Annotated in this window: 12 protein-coding genes, 1 tRNA gene and 1 pseudogene; 4 read left to right on the top strand and 10 right to left on the bottom strand. The window is 54.9% G+C overall.

What is annotated here, in order from left to right; translation table 11 throughout:
• Positions 1 to 54: 54 nt before the first annotated feature.
• The 4 genes from QZ460_RS01420 to QZ460_RS01405 are packed head-to-tail and all read right to left on the bottom strand — an operon-like array spanning position 55 to position 6,423.
• Complete coding sequence (locus QZ460_RS01420) at positions 55 to 3,183, bottom strand: hypothetical protein (protein ID WP_290539803.1); 3,129 nt, start codon at positions 3,181 to 3,183, stop codon at positions 55 to 57.
• Positions 3,184 to 3,200: 17 nt separating this feature from the next.
• Complete coding sequence (locus QZ460_RS01415) at positions 3,201 to 4,661, bottom strand: hypothetical protein (RefSeq protein ID WP_290539802.1); 1,461 nt, start codon at positions 4,659 to 4,661, stop codon at positions 3,201 to 3,203.
• A gap of 12 nt (positions 4,662 to 4,673) precedes the next feature.
• Positions 4,674 to 5,147: a hypothetical protein gene (locus tag QZ460_RS01410; RefSeq protein WP_290539801.1), complete on the bottom strand. Its 474-nt coding sequence runs from the start codon at positions 5,145 to 5,147 to the stop codon at positions 4,674 to 4,676.
• Between the two features lie 13 nt (positions 5,148 to 5,160).
• Entirely contained in the window at positions 5,161 to 6,423 is a 1,263-nt protein-coding gene (locus tag QZ460_RS01405; protein ID WP_290539800.1) for a hypothetical protein, read from the bottom strand.
• 479 nt (positions 6,424 to 6,902) lie between these two features.
• Between QZ460_RS01405 and QZ460_RS01400 the strand changes: the two genes are divergently transcribed.
• Complete coding sequence (locus QZ460_RS01400) at positions 6,903 to 7,433, top strand: type I restriction enzyme endonuclease domain-containing protein (protein WP_366934979.1); 531 nt, start codon at positions 6,903 to 6,905, stop codon at positions 7,431 to 7,433.
• A 148-nt stretch (positions 7,434 to 7,581) separates the two neighbouring features.
• Here QZ460_RS01400 and QZ460_RS01395 read toward each other — a convergent pair.
• From QZ460_RS01395 to QZ460_RS01380, 5 genes and pseudogenes are all read right to left on the bottom strand, one after another.
• Positions 7,582 to 7,655: transfer RNA gene (locus QZ460_RS01395), tRNA-Asp, on the bottom strand.
• A 66-nt stretch (positions 7,656 to 7,721) separates the two neighbouring features.
• Positions 7,722 to 7,877: pseudogene (locus QZ460_RS10195) on the bottom strand (16S rRNA (guanine(966)-N(2))-methyltransferase RsmD); the annotation flags it as partial.
• Between the two features lie 137 nt (positions 7,878 to 8,014).
• Positions 8,015 to 9,304: a TolC family protein gene (locus QZ460_RS01390; RefSeq protein WP_290539799.1), complete on the bottom strand. Its 1,290-nt coding sequence runs from the start codon at positions 9,302 to 9,304 to the stop codon at positions 8,015 to 8,017.
• Positions 9,304 to 12,354 (bottom strand): efflux RND transporter permease subunit, encoded by a 3,051-nt coding sequence (locus QZ460_RS01385; protein ID WP_290539798.1) that lies wholly within the window; start codon positions 12,352 to 12,354, stop codon positions 9,304 to 9,306. Before QZ460_RS01385 ends, QZ460_RS01390 begins: the two co-directional genes overlap by 1 nt.
• Positions 12,354 to 13,364: an efflux RND transporter periplasmic adaptor subunit gene (locus tag QZ460_RS01380; protein WP_290539797.1), complete on the bottom strand. Its 1,011-nt coding sequence runs from the start codon at positions 13,362 to 13,364 to the stop codon at positions 12,354 to 12,356. Before QZ460_RS01380 ends, QZ460_RS01385 begins: the two co-directional genes overlap by 1 nt.
• Positions 13,365 to 13,518: 154 nt before the next feature.
• Between QZ460_RS01380 and QZ460_RS01375 the strand changes: the two genes are divergently transcribed.
• From QZ460_RS01375 to QZ460_RS01365, 3 genes are all read left to right on the top strand, one after another.
• Positions 13,519 to 14,439: a helix-turn-helix domain-containing protein gene (locus QZ460_RS01375; RefSeq protein WP_290539796.1), complete on the top strand. Its 921-nt coding sequence runs from the start codon at positions 13,519 to 13,521 to the stop codon at positions 14,437 to 14,439.
• An 84-nt stretch (positions 14,440 to 14,523) separates the two neighbouring features.
• Entirely contained in the window at positions 14,524 to 15,687 is a 1,164-nt protein-coding gene (locus QZ460_RS01370; protein WP_290539795.1) for a MalY/PatB family protein, read from the top strand.
• A gap of 56 nt (positions 15,688 to 15,743) precedes the next feature.
• Positions 15,744 to 16,580, top strand: coding sequence for an endonuclease/exonuclease/phosphatase family protein (locus QZ460_RS01365; protein WP_290539794.1), 837 nt, complete (start codon positions 15,744 to 15,746; stop codon positions 16,578 to 16,580).
• A gap of 80 nt (positions 16,581 to 16,660) precedes the next feature.
• Here the strand turns inward: QZ460_RS01365 and QZ460_RS01360 are convergent, their stop codons facing one another.
• The gene (locus QZ460_RS01360) at positions 16,661 to 17,539 is read right to left on the bottom strand and encodes a DMT family transporter (protein ID WP_290539793.1); all 879 of its coding nucleotides are present in this window, start codon (positions 17,537 to 17,539) and stop codon (positions 16,661 to 16,663) included.
• Between the last annotated feature and the right edge of the window lie 153 nt (positions 17,540 to 17,692).

Below are 17,692 nucleotides of genomic sequence, written 5' to 3'. Positions count from 1 at the left end.
AATCATCTGACAATAACGGGGAGGCTTTCGTATCAAGAGTCTCCCCGTCAAAGATCAATCATTGCGTTGGATAGCCTCCTCCAATTTGAAAATCATGTGACGAACCGGAATGAAGAATAACGTACTGTAAACACGTTTGCCCTTCACGTACAGTTTCCCGGATGCAAGATGTTCAACAACCTCCTTCAAATCGGTGCGATATTCCTTTTCCGTGGATTCAAATCCGCTACAATCGCATTTGAATTTATTGAGCAATTTCTTGAACCCGTTCTGCATGGCAATGACATTGGCGCATATTGAGTTCACCAGTTCTTCCTGTAATGTTGAATTCCTGATAACCAGCTCATCGACAGCATCGAGGCACTTCTGATTATCCACATCAGTTCTTGCTCCAAGGTAGATAAAGTTTTCGATTTCACCCTCAATGAAATATTGCATTTTGCGGGAACGAAGACCTCCGTATGCAGTCATCTCCTTACCGGCAAAGTGCCCATCGTCGGGTAAGGTTACACTGATCGAAGCAGGCTGTTCGCCGTACACATCACCAAATGCCGCAACTGCAATAATCGGCAATTCCCGTCTGATATACCCTAAATACTTGCTGCCATTGCCGCTCAATGTAATCTCCACCGGAATAGCCATACCCTTGAATTTCATGGTTTGTGCAATATGGTAGAGCAAGGCGTAGAAATGACCGATATATATCGGAGTGTTCTCGCTCTTACGCAACTCGGCCGATACTCGGAACGTTTCTTCATTGGTCAACCAGAAGTTCATGATTTCCACCGACGAATACTTTTCGCCATCAGCCGTTATGGCTTCGTTGATAGTTTCCAACTCCGGATTGTTTTTCTCCTTGACCCGTTTGGTCATTGTATCTTTCAAACGACGATAAAGCGGATTGGACTTGTCGTTTGATTCAACACCACGGCCACTTCCCCACAGGACATCGCATCCGAAAAGTGACGACATGGCAAATTGCGGTTTACTGTCTCTGAATACCGCTATATCGACACTGCCTCCACCAATATCAATTGATACGACACACTCCGCATTGCGTTTGTCGACAGCATAATAAGGAGCCAGCGACTCGGTCATACTCTTGGTGCAGCCACTTAATCCGAATTCCTTGCATCCTTCTTCCCATACATCGTGGATTTCGTTGAGCGTATCACGTGTCATTGCCAACGGATAAAAGTAGCGGAATTGCACTTTCCCCTTCCTGCAACCCTTCCCAATGGCATGAATCACACAGATGCGAATCAACTCCCGAATGTATAATCGGGTGCACAAATTATTCTCCGAACTCCACTTGATGTCGGTCGTATATCTGTTGTCCCCGCGGCTCTGCTCACGGTCATAAGTAAAGGCGATATTGGCATCCTCGAATATGTCCTCGGGCAATTTGGTCTTGGAGCAAGAGACAGCCGTTCGTGTCGGAAACCGATAAGTTTCCCCATCAATCGACGAGGGGATAAACTCGCTTCGAATCAAAGGCACCAATCTGGCCAAAGCTTTCTCTCGTTCGTTAGCAGCATTGGCATACTGCACATAACGGTGAATCTTCGAATGATTGTTGGGATCATGGTTTCCATGCAGAAAGACCATCGACTCATCCGCGGTTGTCAGCGCAGTCGGAGCCTCGTCTCCCGTACATGCAGCCACAAAAGTTGAGGTTGTACCAAAGTCAACAGCAAAACACATCTCCTTGTCATTGGTTAATGGCACTTCAAATTTGGGTTTCAATACGCCCGATCGTTCGGTATCCCCTACTTTGTACTTGACCTGAATATAATCGAAATTACTGCCTACAACCGAGTAATGAATGGTTCTCAGATTCAATCCGGCAGATTTTTCATCCGTACGAATTTCCCTGACCACACCAATCTTGGCACCCTGCGTCCGATCCTTGTATTCATCGCGGGTATAAATCCACAGCGGCTCGATGTTCCCCGCATTCTGCCGGTAGAAGGTCAGTTCAAAAGCATCCTCGGGTAATCGATTCTTGAATTCGTAAGCTAATATGACATTATATGTGACAACACGCTCCGTCACATACTCTTCCGGATACCTGAAGAACGGATATACGCCCATGTCAAATGCCGGCAACTCCACTTTCTTGATCTCACTTTTGAGATCATGACTGTAATCGCCCATGGTCACTCGGTTATATTCCATCCGAATGCCGTCCACGATTCCCGGATCTCCGACTCGGGACAGCGAGGCAAGGTTGAGAGGCAACAGCACATCTTCCTTGTCCGGGATAGTCAGGAATCGGTCCTTGTTCAGATTAAAACCGACTGATACGGCATAATCATTAATCAGGGCTGCAGCCTGTGGCCGATTATTGCGAAGCAGGCGCAATTCACCGGCATTTTTCAACCCCAGGGGAATCCGTACCTCTGCCCTTGCACTGTCATACAGCGGCTCAACCGTTTTGGAATCGAACGAATCAGTCCGTCCTCCCCCGAATTCCCGATCAAGGAATGCCCCCAACGCTGTTTGGCTCCAGATTCCTCGATAAATACAAAGCATGTGGTAGAGGTAATCCTGAAAGATTCTCTCTCGATCACATACCGGAACAGGGTCTTGAAAAAAATAGGCACCATTCGAATTGCGACGAGGTAATTTCAGGTCATATTCATTACGGGAGTCAATATTGCGGTCCAGTCGACTCGACGTTACGAATAAAGTCTGCGGAGAAGACATGGCCAAAGTCAGCGAGCGACCCTGATCCTCATAGATGACAAAATAAATATCTTCGGCCAACTTACAAGTATCCAAGGCCCGGCCCAGCAAGGATTCCGATATGATCCTATTATTGTTGTCTATTACGGTATTGCTCAAAGGCAAGCCTTTTTTCAATGCATCAATCGTGCTGTGTTCGATTCGGATAACATCCTGATACAATTCGTAATTGAACAGAATTTCCAAAATGTCGAGCGTGTCGGATACCAGTTGCTGGTAAGCATAACCTGCTTGTCCAAAACCTCCGGAAAAAAGCATTGACTCGAACGCTTGCTTGACCACTTCTGCCCGGGCATAGGGCGTGGGCATGGCATTGAGAGCCAAACCGCTCTCGACGGCATTGAAGAAACCTTTGTCGGAGGTAAAATCATGGGCAATCCAGCCTGATTTGTTTCCTTCCTTATTTTCAGATATGATTTCAGATCTCAGGAGCATAATTCAACGGTTTTGGATTATTTGCTGTTTACGTCGCGTATCCCCAGATAACACGTATTGAGGAACTTGGCAATATCTTCGGTTTGGTCGGATAGATGTTCTGCTTTTCGGCTCCTATTGCTGATCGCCAAATAATAATCAGACATGTGCGTTTTGTGAAGTTTCTCTGTTCCGTTATACACCGGATTGGCATTCTTCGGACAGAAACGATAAAACGACAGTTGCCCGTCGGGCGAGAGAATGTCAGCTGTATTGACCGGCGCAAATGATCGCTCATTATCGCGTAATTCTCCGAGCCAGCGGACGAACGAGTCTCGAGCCGTATCTTCAGAGAAAATCAACTCATCAAGAGCAGCTAGCTTATCCATGAGATTTTGACTTAGTTTCCCCTTTTGATAAACCTTGCGATTGAACGGATATTGATTATCGTGGCGCATTTGTAAATAGAATTTGCTAAAAGCATAGAAATTCGCCAAGGCCTCCAGCACATCTTTCATGCTATCGACACAGTCTCCAAACTGAATGGTCGGATGCAGGTCTTTGGTAAAAAACATCTTCCACTTGGGCTTCTTGTTATTCTTATCCAGTTCGGCCAATGCAAAGTCCTTAATGGCCGTTGCTGCAGTCAATTCGACAAAGTGGGCCATGTTGCCTTGCTGACGTTCGTCGTAGTGATAGGTTTTCTGTGAAGGTTGAGTGTCTCCCAGCACATAGAACGTATCAACTTCGGGATTGCATTCTTTATAGTAATTCAGAGCTGCCAACGATTTGGTATTGAATATATTCGAGTCAATCTCCTTATCTTCTGCCCCCTCCTCGGGGATGCTCAACCGGAAATACGGAGTCAGTGTAATAGCGGCAATAGGCACACCTCCGGCCTTGCGGTTCAATTCCTTCGCGATTGCAGGGATTCCAGAAGCACCAGTACCTCCGAACAACGAACCGATCAAGATAATCCGGTCATTCTGCGTCAGACTCGAGCAATATGATTGAAACCACTTGCTACAAATGAAATCCTGAAAGACCACGCTTCCGACATTCGGACTACCCTTGAAGCCGACGCTCATGGATTTATCGAGATTCTTCGAGTTGTACAACACGTCAATTATCCGTCGGGGACTCTCATGAACGTTGATCCGTTCATAGCCGATAAACTGACCAAAGCTCTGATTGATTGTCGTGTCAACCTTCATGACATTGAGTTCATCCAGGTTCTCGATAATCAAAGGAACCTGCAGGAATCCAATATTGCTTTGCGAATAGATTCTCTGGTATAATGTGACAAGATCGGTTGCAAACTTCAGGTCGTCGGACTGCAAGTGTGGATCTACGATGTAAGGCTTGATTTTGTATCCGGGGATATCATATCCCGAAGCCAACAACATGACCAAAGAGCGGAGCACACGCAATCCGCTACCTCCGATGCAGATGACGTGCATCGTATTTGTTCGTGCCGGAACAGTTGTATTGTATGTCATAGGTCCTACGGTTTAAAACGGGGTACATGACGCATTGGTGTATTTGGAAAAAGCCTTCGAAAAAAGAATCGAAAGACCAAAGAACAATACCAATGCATAGATAAAATTGCAAAAGGAAACAGCCAGATACATTTTGCTTTGTCCGGACACCATGGATAAATTGGACATGCTGAAGGACATGAAGCCATACATAATGCCATAGGTAGCTAAGGCTATCACGATGGATGTAGCAATCAGCCACAATAGCCACCATTTGCGTCGGTAGCGGAATGACACTCGGGACGATGAATGTTTTGTCCACCCGAAATAGTAGTAACACGCCAGCATCAGGGTCAAAATGATCAGTACGAAGGCAGCCACATTGACACCGACATTCTGGAACAGGCTTTTGAACCCACTAATGGCCAAACGAATCGGCTCAGCCTCATCTCTGCCCCAAGTTACCCATCCGAATACTTGGAGCATCCATTTGTAAAGAAAAAACATGGTTCGGTTTTATTTAGATTTTCTTTGTTACAAATAACGACATCGGTGTCTTCTGCAGATGATCGGTATCGGGATATGCAGCACACAGACCTTTGACGAATGCATCGAGCGAGAGAGTTTTAGGCAAATCAGATTCTGCTTTGGCTTCATAGTATTTGCTCACCCACCCGGTATCGGGAGCTGAGCCATCGACCAGGCGGATCAATACAACATCACTCTCAAATGTATTGAGTCCATTCATGGATAATCTCAAATAGATGTTGGGATGCAGTTTGTCCACGAGCTCGCCATTGATGGACGGTCTATAATTCGGTAAAATGGAAACAGAGGTCTTGATATCATTCAAATAAGATGTTACCTCAAAACGACTTGCATCCAGAGTGTTGAGTATGTCTGCCGGAAGGTATCCGTAATCGACAGCCAAAACCACTTCTGCCGGTTGCATGGACGAATCAAATGCCGTGAAGGAAGAGCAGTGCTCCGTAGCGTATTTGCTCAATAGTTCACTATTATTCTGAGCCATTCCCATCGCCGAGCCTGGGAGCGCCGTATATCGAGGACTTCCATAATCCATATTGAATTCCAACATACCCATCACCCGACCGGCATCTGAGCATGCATCCAATATTTCATTTCGCACCCATGCCACTTTGTGGGAATCTCCCATAATAATCAGATAATACGGGAATTCGTCACAGAGCAATTTCCCATTTGCGGATAAGAAGTCAGATTCACAGCCAATCATGCAAACTGCCAATTGCGTCCGATCAGAAAAACGGGATTTGACATCAATCTCGTATTGATCCATTTTTGTCGCATATCCTTGCCCGATCGGAGAATATTTCATGTCGGAGACCATAATGGCCACATCGCAATAAGTGCTGTCCATGTCGCCCAAAATCCGATCTATCATATTCGGAACGACCGTCGATGCTTGGGAAACCAACGCGCCTTGATTCATCTTTTCCCGAAAAAGCGCAGCTGGATAGGAGGTCGTTTTCAACCCATTATTGTCAAAGACTTCTACCGCCGACAAGATATTTTTAATCGGAGTGTGCTCCAGAATCGCAGACATGCTGCGCTTGAACGCAGTCGGCTCATTGCGCCGAAACAATCCATTCATGCTACCCGAAGATTCAACATAGATGCGAATTGAAGAGGGCTGTTCCGCCTGATAAAACGTCTCCAGCTGCGATGCGGCAAGCAAACCATCGGCATCGTAAGGCGGCAGGTTATTTTCGTTCAGAGAGGAAGAGCATCCGCAAAACAAAGCCATACTCAGACATATAGCAAGCAGAGAGGGACAACGTACAGGTTCTCGCATGGTAAACTTACTTGGCAATCAATTTGCTGCCATCAATTTTACCGCTCGACTCCCGGATGCGGTAAGTTCATTACATACAAAAAAGCGTGGAGCCGATTCGTCTATCTGATAGGATGCTGTAGCGAACTTCAAAAGAAGGACCGTTGCAATACCTGCCCCTAAATTATAGATATGGGATAGAGACTGCAGATTATACCCGCCCATAACTAAATCAGGGATATGCAGCCATATCCTTTCTTTTCGTCGAAAATCGTCACATCATCAATCAAGGACAGCGCGAACACTTTTAATTTAACATCTCGCTTTAGGTGTGAAAACCTAATAGTAAAGCAAATATAACAAAATTTTGCTAAATCAAGCAATGGAGCATCTACTATTCATAACTTCGAACTGTATTTTTTATCGAATTGTAATCTCGTGGTGCTCATATTTTGTTGCCCAACACCAAAGTCAAGTTGATGGAGCGGCTCTTGAAGATGGTCATCACCGAATTTAAGAAAGTCAACAAGATGCAGGGGATAGATTTTTCAAAACGACTCAATGACCTTGTCTCGCGCTATAATGACCGTAGCGACAGTGCTGTTTTTGTCGATGATGTGATTACAGAGGTCGCCAGTCAGATGGCGGACTTGCTTCGTGATATCAATGCAGAGAAGAAATCATTCCTCTCGCTCGGCATCACCTTTGAAGAGAAGGCTTTTTATGATATTCTGAAGGCGATAGCCCGGCAGTTCAACTTCGAGTATCCCGAAGACAAGTTGTTGGCACTTTCGGCTGAGATCAGGAAAATTGTCGATGACAAGTCCCAATATACGGATTGGGCGAACCAAAAGGACATCAAAGCTAAATTGAAGATGGATTTGATACTGCTTCTTGCCCGATATGGTTATCCTCCGGCAACCAATGATAAGGTGTTCAAAGCGATTTTCGAGCAGGCAGAGAATTTCAAGAAGTACAGTTAAACGTCGGGCGTACAATCAAAGAATCAGCCTGTCGGGCAGGCTTTCAGTTTTTCAGAAGAAAATATTTCACTTTATTTCTTTGCCCTTGATTTTTGGGTATGAAAAAAGGGTATAAATCTCGTAACTACTTGATTTACACCCTTTGGTGCGGTGCGTAGGGGACTCGAACCCCTGACCCCGTGCGTGACAGGCACGTATTCTAACCAGCTGAACTAACGCACCATTCCGGTTATTGCGAGTGCAAATATAGCGCATTTTTTTGAATCAACAAGCGATTCGAAGGCTTTTTCACACTTTTTTGAAAAAAGAAAATTGAACACTCCCGTAACTCCTTAATTGCCAGAACTCCTCAAAATCCGAAAAATTCATCTTTTTCGAATGCTCGAAGATCAGAATGCCGCCCGGACGCAGCAAATCCCCCTCAAAAACCTGCTTCACCTCCCGTCCACGGCCCCGCAAACCGTCGCGGGAGACCGCTCCGAAAGCTCCCTTGCGAGCGCCTTTACCCGAACCGCCCTGGAAAAAGCGCAAAGGCGGGCGCCCGAGACCGATCGGACGCCCGCCTTTGCAGCTGCCTGCCCCTATCGCCCCGTCACACGCATGTAACGAGCCAGCGACGTCCTGTAAGCGGCGCATGCTGACGTGAAGTCGTTGCGGCTCCGGGTGTAGAGCGTCTCGGCGTCCAGCAGGTCGGTGAGCGGCGCCGTCCCTGCCTGGTAGAAATTGCGGTTCTGCCGCAGGTTTTCGGTGGCCGACGATACGGAACGCCGCGTCAGCAGGATCTGCGCATAGGACTCCTGCACCTCGCTCCACGTCCGCTCGATCTCCACGGCCAGCATCTCGCGGGCCTGCTCGCGGTCGTTCTCGGCCTGCTGCTCCCGGATGCGGGCCTGCTTCAGAGCGTGCGCCCCACCCCACCAGTCGGAAATCGGGACCGACACCTGGGCGAAAACCATCCCTCCGTCGACATCCTTGTCCGTCACGTTGTAGTAGAGGTAGCTGGCCCCGACGCCCACCGTCGGCAGCCGTTTGCCGCGCTCCATGCGCTTCCGGTACTTCTGGGCCTCGACATTCTTCTCGGTGAGCTGATACTCGACCCGGTTGTCCAGCGCCTCCTCTGTCGACACGTAAAACTCCGCGGGAGCCTCGGGCTCGCCGAACTCCGCCGCCGCCACGTCGAAACCGTGCCAGTCAACGCCGATATGCTGTGCCAGCAGCATCTTCGACACCTTCAGTCCGTTTTCGACCTTCAGACGCGTCGAGGCGATCTCCTGCTGACGCAGCTCCACGCGCAGCAGGTCGTTGGTCGTCACCAACCCGGCCTTGACCGAGAGCTCGACCTGACGGTGAATCTCCTTCAGCTGGCATTCCACGGCCTCGATGGTCGCAAGGTTTTCGCGCAGCGACACGACCTGCCAGTAATAGGTGTCGGTCTGCTCGCGCACCTCCGACTCGGTCTTCCGCAGCTGCAGCTGCCCGACCTCCTCGCCCAACCGGGCAAGCTTGTTGCCGTTTACGATCTTCAAACCCGCAAAGACGGGCTGCACGGCCGTGATTCCGCTCATAATCCCCCGCTTGGCCAGCGACAGGGGCAGACTCATCGTCCCCAACTTCGGGAGGGTTATGCCGAAATCGGCCTGCACCAGCCCGTGCTGGGCCTGAAAAACGCCACCCGTGGCCGAGACCTGCGGAAAATAGTTGGTCAGCGCCTCGCGGCGCGTTTGCAGGGCCGCTTCGAGGTCGAACCGGCCGTTGCGGAGCGTGCGGTTGTTTTCGGCGGCTGCCGCGCGGCATTCGTCGAGGGTCAGGGTCTGCGCCCCGGCCGGGAGGGCTGCACAGCAGACAATCAGAAAGATGAGAGCCTTTTTCATCACTTGTAGATTTTGGAGTAAAGAACCGGAAGGATCGTGACCACAAGGATCAGCGAGCCGATGCCTCCGGCAAAAATCGTAACACCCACGGGAGCCCAGAACGTACTGCCGCCCAACATCATCGGCACGACACCCACGGCCGTTGTTGCCGTCGTGAGGAAGATCGGGACCATGCGGCGCTTTCCGGCGTCGTAAGCCGCCAGTTTTCCCGACCAGTGGCAGATCTTGCGTCTGTCCTCGGCGTGCTGATACATCAGGATCACGTTCCGCACGATCATGCCCAGCAGGGTAATGAAGCCCAGCACCGAGGTCAACCCGATGGTGAAGTCGGCGATCCACAGCCCGACCATCGCGCCGAACAGACACAGCGACATCGAAGCCATGACGACCAGCGTGATGCCGAATTTCCGGAAGTTGACTAGGATGAAGAAGAAGATGATCACCAGCGAGATGCCCAGCCCCGCGGCAATGGGCGGCAGCGTCTCAGCATCGAACTCGTGCTCGCCGCCCAGCTCGGTCTCAATCCCCGGTGGAAGGGGAATCTGCTCGTTGATCATCCGGTTGATGCGCGAGGTCATCCGCATCGCGTTGGCGCCGCGTTTCAGATCGGCCGTCACGGTGATGCAGCGCATGCCGTTGCGGTGGACGATCTTCGACTGGCTCCATGCAGGCTCCACGTCGGCGATTTGCCGCAGGGGCACACTCACCCCCGGCACGGGCGAGGAGACATAGGTGTCCCCGATCTCCGACAGCGAGCGTTCACCCGTCCGGGTGTCGTTCTTGAGCACTACGGGGAGCTTGTAGTCGCCCTCCCAGACCGAAGCCACGGGCACATCTCCCGATGCCAGAGCCATGTTTGCGGCCACTACCGTGCGTGTGATGCCCATCTGCGACGCCGTGACAGGATCGAGCCTTACGTCGATGATGGCCCGCGGATCCTCGTAATCGGCATGCACCCATTGCAGTTCGGGCATCTGCCTCATGCGGACCATCAGCCGGTCGGCCGCGGCGCGCAGCGAGTCGATGTCGCTGCCGTAGAAGCGGAACTCCAGCGACGGCACGTTCTGGTAGTCGAGCTGCTTGAACTTGACATAAGCCTCGGGGAAGCGGTCGGCCCACGAGTCGGCATACTCGTCGAGAATCGCCTCCGTATCGCCTACCGATGTGGTGTTGACGATGAACTGCGCATAGTTCTTGCCCGCAATCTGCGGCGCGTAGCTCATCTGGAAGCGGGGCGACGAGCACCCCACGAACGAAGTAACCGATTTCACCCGTTCGTCGGCACGCAGAGCCCGGTAGACCGAGTCGGCAACGGCCCCGGTGCGCTCCAGCGGGGTGTCGGGCCGCAGGTAAATCTCCACGGCAAACTGATCCCGGTCGGCGAAGGGCACCATGCGGAACTTGAGCTGTGTGGCGATCAGCAGCGAGATGACCACCGAGGCGGCGCCGAAGGCGATCGTCGGCCACCCGTGGCGGAAGGTCCATGCCAACGCCCGGCTGTAGACGTCGTGCACCCTATCGGTGAACGACTTGCGCCCGTCGCTGCGCACGTTCACGGCGGGGATGATCAGTATTTCGAGGAACGGGATGACCATCACGGCCAGCAGCAGCGACACCATCAGGTTAATGGTGATCGTCCACGGGAAATAGGTCAGGAAGTCTCCCATCATGCCCGTCATCGTGAAGAGAATCGGATAGAAGATCATGCAGATGCAGATCGTGGCCAGCAGCAGCGAGGGGAAGAATTCGCGGGCGCTCTCCACGGCTGCATACCAGCGCGAATAGCCCTGCCCGAGGTAATCGAGATAACCGTCGATCACCACGATCGAGTTGTCGACGATCATTCCCAGCACGACGACCAGCGCGGCGAGCGTCACGGTGTTCAGCGGGATGCCGCAGAGATACATCATGCCCACCGATATGAAGGTCGACATCGGAATCGTCAGCGCGGCGACGATGGCCGACCGCAGCGGGAAGAGGAGCATCATCACGACGATGATGATGGCCATGGCCACGAACAGGTCGCGCAGGAACGAGTGCACCGAGTCGCCGACGACCTTGGCCTGGTCGGCGATGCGCTGCACGCTGACGTCGGCGGGCAGTTCCTCCTCGATGAATGCGTGCAAGACCTCGTCGACCTCGCGGCCATACTCCACGATGTTGTTTCCGGGCTGCATCTCCAGCGAGAGCAGCACACATCGGTGTCCGTTGTTGCGGATATAGCTGTCCGGATCATCGTATTCACGCACGACGCGCGCCACATCCTTGACCCGCAGCACATGGCCTTCGGGATCGCTCCAGATGATCTGCTCGGCGACCTCGCGCTCCCCGGCCAGCGCCGGGGCGATGTGAATCGGGGTCTCGGTCTCGTCGTTGCTCACCGAGCCGCCCAGCGGGGTCAGCCCCTGTGCGGCTAGCGCCGCGGAGAGCACCTGCTCGCCGATGCCGTAGGCCGCGAGGCGGGCCGGATCGACATATACCGAGATCTGCTCCTGCATCACGCCGTAGGGGCGCAGGTTGGAGACCGACTCGATGCGGCGCAGCCGGTCGCTCAAATCGTCCATGTATCCCTTCAGTTCGCGGTAGGAACGCGTGTCCGATTCGAGGGTGATGAGCAGCGCCGAGGTGTCGCCGAAATCGTCGTTGGTCACCACGGCCACCACACCTGTGGGCAGCTGCATCTTGAAGGCCGCCAGCCCGTGCTTGACTTTCGACCATACCTCGTCCTTGTTGTTCACATTGCCGTTCAGCTCGACCATCACGTAGCACATGCCATGCTGCGACGTGGAGGTGGTCTTGGCGCGCTTCACCTCCTTGTAGGTCATCAGAAACTGTTCGAGCGGCTTGGCCAGCTGCTCCTCGACCTCCTCGGCCGTCGCCCCGGGATAGACCCCCACGACAACGCCCTGCCGAATCGTGTACTCGGGGAACTCCTGCTTGGGGATGCGCGTCAGGGCATATACCCCGAACAGGAACAGACAGCCCACGATCAGGAAGATGATGCGGAAATTGCGCATCGACCAGGCTATTACGTTGTTCGAACTTTTCATCACCATACGACTTTACTGCCCGCTCCGATCTTCTGCATGCCGTCCACGACGATGCGGTCTCCCGCCGCGACGCCTTCGGTCACCACGACGCCGTTGTCCACCAGCCGCCCCGTCGCAACGGCCGCACGCACGACGGAATCGCCGCGCACGATCCACACGAAGCGGCTCCCGTCGCCCGCCTGCTGCACGGCGCGCATCGGAACGGCGATCTCCTCGACCGCCTCAGCGGGTGAAACCCTCACGCGGCACACCATCCCCGGCAGCAATTCGCCTGCGGCGTTGTCCAGCGTGGCGCGCACGTCGTAGGTGTGGGCCGCGGGATTGGCCACGGCGCCCTTTTCGATCTTCCCGGCCGCAAATACCCGGTCACCGAGTGCGGCGACACTCACCCCGATCCGGCTGTCGGCCCCCAGCCGGGCAATCTCCTGCTCGGGGACCGAGAAGCGCACCTTTACGCGCCCGATCTCGAGCAGCGTCAGCACGGGAACGCCCGGCAGAGCCGTCTCCCCGGCCGAAATCCGCCGCTGTCCGACCACCCCCGAAAAGGGAGCATACAGCGAGCAGTCCTCCAGATTCTTCTTCGCAAGTCCGAAAGCCGACTCGGCCTGCCTCAGGCGGGTCTGCGCCTCGACCCACTTGATTTCGGGCAGACTCTCGGCATCGTAGAGCTGGCGCAAGCGCGCGCAGGCATCCTTCGCCTGATTCAGCGCGGCTTCGGCGGCCTCGAACGTGCGGCGAGCCGACGTGGGATCGAGCTCGGCCAGGAGCTGCCCTTTGGCCACCCTCTGGCCCTCTTCCGCAAAGGTGCGGGCGACGGTCCCGGCTACGGGGAAGCTCAGGGCTGCCGAAGACTCCTCTTCTATGGCCCCGACATAGAGGGCCGCCCCGACGTCGGCCGAGGACGCGGCCACGATGGTTTCCACACGCAACGGATCCACCGTGCGGTTCTTTTTCGGAGATGAACAGCCGGCTACCAGCAGCAGCGCGGCACAGAAAACAGTTTGTTTCATCGGATCTTCAATTTTTCGATGCAAAGTTCCCCTTTTAGCTCTCTCCGGTAAAGGCCGCCGTGTCGGTTTTATTAGTCGATTGGTTCGATTTCCAACCTTTCGACAAATCCTATTCGGCAAAATCACTATATTTGCCCAAAATACGACCAATATAATGGACGAAAAGAAGATTCGGAATTTCTCGCTCGCCACCCTGCTCAACGTCAACGAACCGCGCCCTGAAGACCTCTATTTCGATGGATGCCTGATTGCTTCGCGCGTCAATGTCATGAACACGGTCCATATCGACCTGTTCCGCTACCCGGCGCGTCTGGATGCCTTTGCGATCCTTTTTTGTTCCGAAGGTTCGATTTCGTTCACTTCGGGACTGCGCCGCCACACGCTCGACGAAAAGATGCTGTTCGTCCTTCTTCCGGGCTCGATCCTGCAGGTCGAGTCCATCCGTCCGGAGTCCTCGGTCTACGTGGTGATCTGCGAAGAGGAGTTCATCCGGCGCATCAACATCGACCTCAAGCTGCTCTCGAGGCTTTTCCTGAGTGTCGAGAAACAGCCCTGCCTGCAGCTCAGCGAAGCCGAATGGGCCGGCATCACCGGCTCGTTTGCCGAAATCCGCTCCGAGAGCCTGCCCCTCCCGGGCGACGTCTATTCGCCGGAGGTCCTGCGCTCGATGATCCGCACACTGGCCTACAAAGTCTGCCGCATCATCGGGCGGCACATCGAGTCGCAATCCTCCCCCGAGACCTCGGTCCGCAGCCGCAACGACGAGTATTTCAACCAGTTCATGAGCGAGCTGACCAAACATTACATGCAGGAGCGTTCGGTGGGTTTCTACGCCGCGCAGCTGCACCTGACGCCCAAATACCTCACGACGATCATCCGCAAGACCTCGGGGCGCACGGCCGCCGAATGGATCGACGACTACGTGGTTCTCGAAGCCAAAAACCTGCTGAAATATTCGACGATGAGCATCCAGGAGATCGCCTACTGCCTCAATTTCCCCAACCAGTCGTTTTTCGGCAAGTATTTCCGCAACCACACGGGCATGACCCCGTCTTCCTACCGCATGAGCAAATAGCCCGCGGTTTTGCCGCATGCGATGCGGCCCGGGGTTGCAACAATCCGACTTTTTCGTAACTTTGTCTCAAAAGCACCTGACGATATGACCCACTACGATTTCGACCAACTGATCCCGCGCCGGGGCACCAACTCGGTGAAGTGGGACGAGGAACCCGCATCCGACATCCTTCCGATGTGGGTCGCCGACATGGATTTCCGCACGGCTCCGTGCGTTGTCGAAGCGCTCCGCCGCCGGGTGGAGCACGGCATCTACGGCTACGCCACGGTTCCGGACAGCTACTACGGGGCGGTCACATCCTGGTTTTCCCGGCGTCACGGCTGGGCGCCCGGGGCGGACTGGATCCTCCCCGTGACGGGTGTCATTCCGGCCCTTTCGGCCATTCTCCGGGCGCTGACCCGCCCCGGAGACGGAGTGCTGCTGCTGACGCCCGTCTACAACCACTTCTTCATCGCCATCGACAACAGCGGATGCACCGCTGCGGAGTGCGAGCTGACCTACGCCGACAACCGCTATACGATCGATTTCGACGCCCTGGAACGTCGGGCCGCCGACCCTGCGGTGAAACTGATGCTGCTCTGCAACCCGCACAATCCCGCCGGACGGGTCTGGAGCCCCGAAGAGCTGCGCCGCATCGGCGACATCTGCCTGCGCCACGACATCCTGGTCCTGGCCGACGAAATCCACTGCGAACTGGTGATGCCGGGATTCCGCTACACACCCTTCGCCTCGCTTTCGGAGGCGTTCGCCCGCCGTTCGGTCACCTGCACCTCGCCCAGCAAGGCGTTTAACCTCGCGGGAGTGCAGGTCGCCAACATCTTCGCCGCCGACGCCGCCCTCCGGGAACGCATCGCCCGCTCGCTGGCAATCAACGAGACGAGCATGATCAGCCCCTTCGCCATCGAGGCGCTGACGGCGGCCTATACGGACGGCGCGGAGTGGCTCGACGCACTCACCGGCTACCTGTGGGAAAACTACCTCTTCCTGCGGGACTACTTCGCGCATCACCTGCCCCAATTCCCGGTGCTTCCGCTCGAAGGAACCTATCTGGTCTGGGCCGACTGCCGGGCCGCGGGGCTTTCGTCCGACGCCCTCACCGAACGGCTGCTGGAGACGGGCCGCCTGCACGTCAACTCCGGCTCCATCTACGGCGCCGCGGGCGAAGGCTTCCTCCGCCTGAACATCGCCTGCCCGCGCCAGTTGCTGGCCGAGGGCCTCGACCGCCTGAAACGGGTCCTGACAACCTGAACACAGCCCGAAAAACCGCATTTCCCCCTACACAAATCAATCACACCTGTAACCCCATGAGGAAAACAACACTTCTGCTGCTCCTGGCAGCTTTCTGCTCCATCCCGACATTCGGCGCCGACGCGGCCGAATCGTTCAAACTGATCTCCTACAACCTGCGCAACAGCCATAGCCGGGACGGCGACAACGACTGGACGAAACGTCGCCACGCCACCCCGGAGATGATCCGCCGGGAGGCTCCCGACGTTTTCGGCGTTCAGGAAGGGCTCATCGACCAGCTGCAGTACATCGACGCCGCATGCCCGCAGTACGCCCGCGTGGGCGTGGGCCGCGACGACGGCTCCGAGCAGGGCGAGTTCATGGCCATCTATTACCTGCGCGAACGCTTCGAGCTGGTCGACAGCGGCACGTTCTGGCTCAGCGAAACGCCCGACAAGGTGTCGCGCGGCTGGGACGGGGCCTGCAACCGCACGGTGACGTGGGTCGAACTCAGAGACCTGAAGTCGGGCAAGGAGTTCTTCTATTTCAACACACACCTCGACCACAGGGGCCGGCTGGCGCGCCAGGAGGGCATGAAACTGCTCCTCGCCCGAATCCGCGAGATCGCCGGCAAGAAAGCTCCGGTCATCGTCGGCGGAGACTTCAACGCCCCGGCCGACAGCCCGATCTTCAAACCCCTGACCCAATACATGACCCCGGTCCGCGACAAAGCCGCGACGACCGACCACAAGGGGACCTTCAACGGCTTCGGCTCGGCTCCCGACACCATCGTCATCGACCACCTGTACTACCGCGGCAAGCTCAAATGCCGGCTTTTCGCCACACTCGACGGCGACTACGGGGCGCCCTACATTTCGGACCACTACCCCATCGCCATGGTCTTCACCCTCTGAAAACACGAAAAATCCCGGAGTCCGGACTCCGGGATTTTTCATACCTTCCGCCGCACGCCGGACGTTCCGCTCCTCCCCGACTACCCTTTCCGGCTGCGCAGCACCACGACCGAAACCGCCGCCACAATCAGCAGAATGCCCGCGGCACCCTTCGCCGTGAAAGGCTCGGCAAAAAGCCATACGCCGATCACCACGGCCGTCAGCGGCTCCAAAGCTCCGAAAATCGAGGTCAGCGTCGGCCCGATGCTCTTGATGGCCCGCACCAGCGCCATGTTCGAGACGGCCGTCGCCGGAATAGCCACGCCGAGAATATAGAGCCACGTATGGGGATCGGTCTCCAGACGCACCCCGCCCGTCAACAACCCTCCGACGATGAAGAACAGCGCATCGAAAGCCATCACGTAGCAGGTCAGCACCGTGGAATCAATCTCCACGGCGCGGCTCCGGCGCACCCCCACGATGTAACCTCCGTAGGAGACGACCGAGACGGTTGCCGATACAATCCCCAGCGTCGTGTCGCCGCGTGTAAAATCGACGTTCCCCAGCGACAGCAGCACGGCCCCCACAATCGACATGCCGATCGCCGCGAAGGTCCACCCCGATCCGCGTTCGCGGAAGAAACACATCATCACGACTGCCACCACCAGCGGATACATGAAATGAATCGTCGATGCCACCCCGCTGGAGATATTCTGATAGGCGATCACCAGGCTCAGCGACGTCGCGGCGCGAAACAGACTCAACAGGAACACCGTGCCCAGCTCGCGCCTCCCGAGGCGGAAATCGCACCCGGCCAACAGTCCGTATATCCCCAGACACAACGACGCCACACCCCAACGGTAGGTCAAAACCTCGAAGGATGAATAACCCACACCCAGCAACAGCAGGGTGAACAGCGGGGCCAGTCCGAATGTCGACGAGGAGAGGGCTGCCCAGAGAATTCCTTTGACACGCAACATAAAAAAACTTGTTTGACGTGCAAAAATAGACAATATATCGTCAATATGCACCCCTCCGCCCCAAAAACCTCCTCCGGCCACAACCACTCGCTCCGTCCCGGAAACCACCTCCGACTGCATTCCTGCCGCAACCATCCGCCCCTCCGGCTACCC

This window comes from Alistipes sp. (assembly GCF_020026455.1).
GTDB lineage: Bacteria > Bacteroidota > Bacteroidia > Bacteroidales > Rikenellaceae > Alistipes.
The sequence above is the reverse complement of the archived record's forward strand: the minus strand, read 5'-3'. Positions and strand labels throughout refer to the sequence as shown.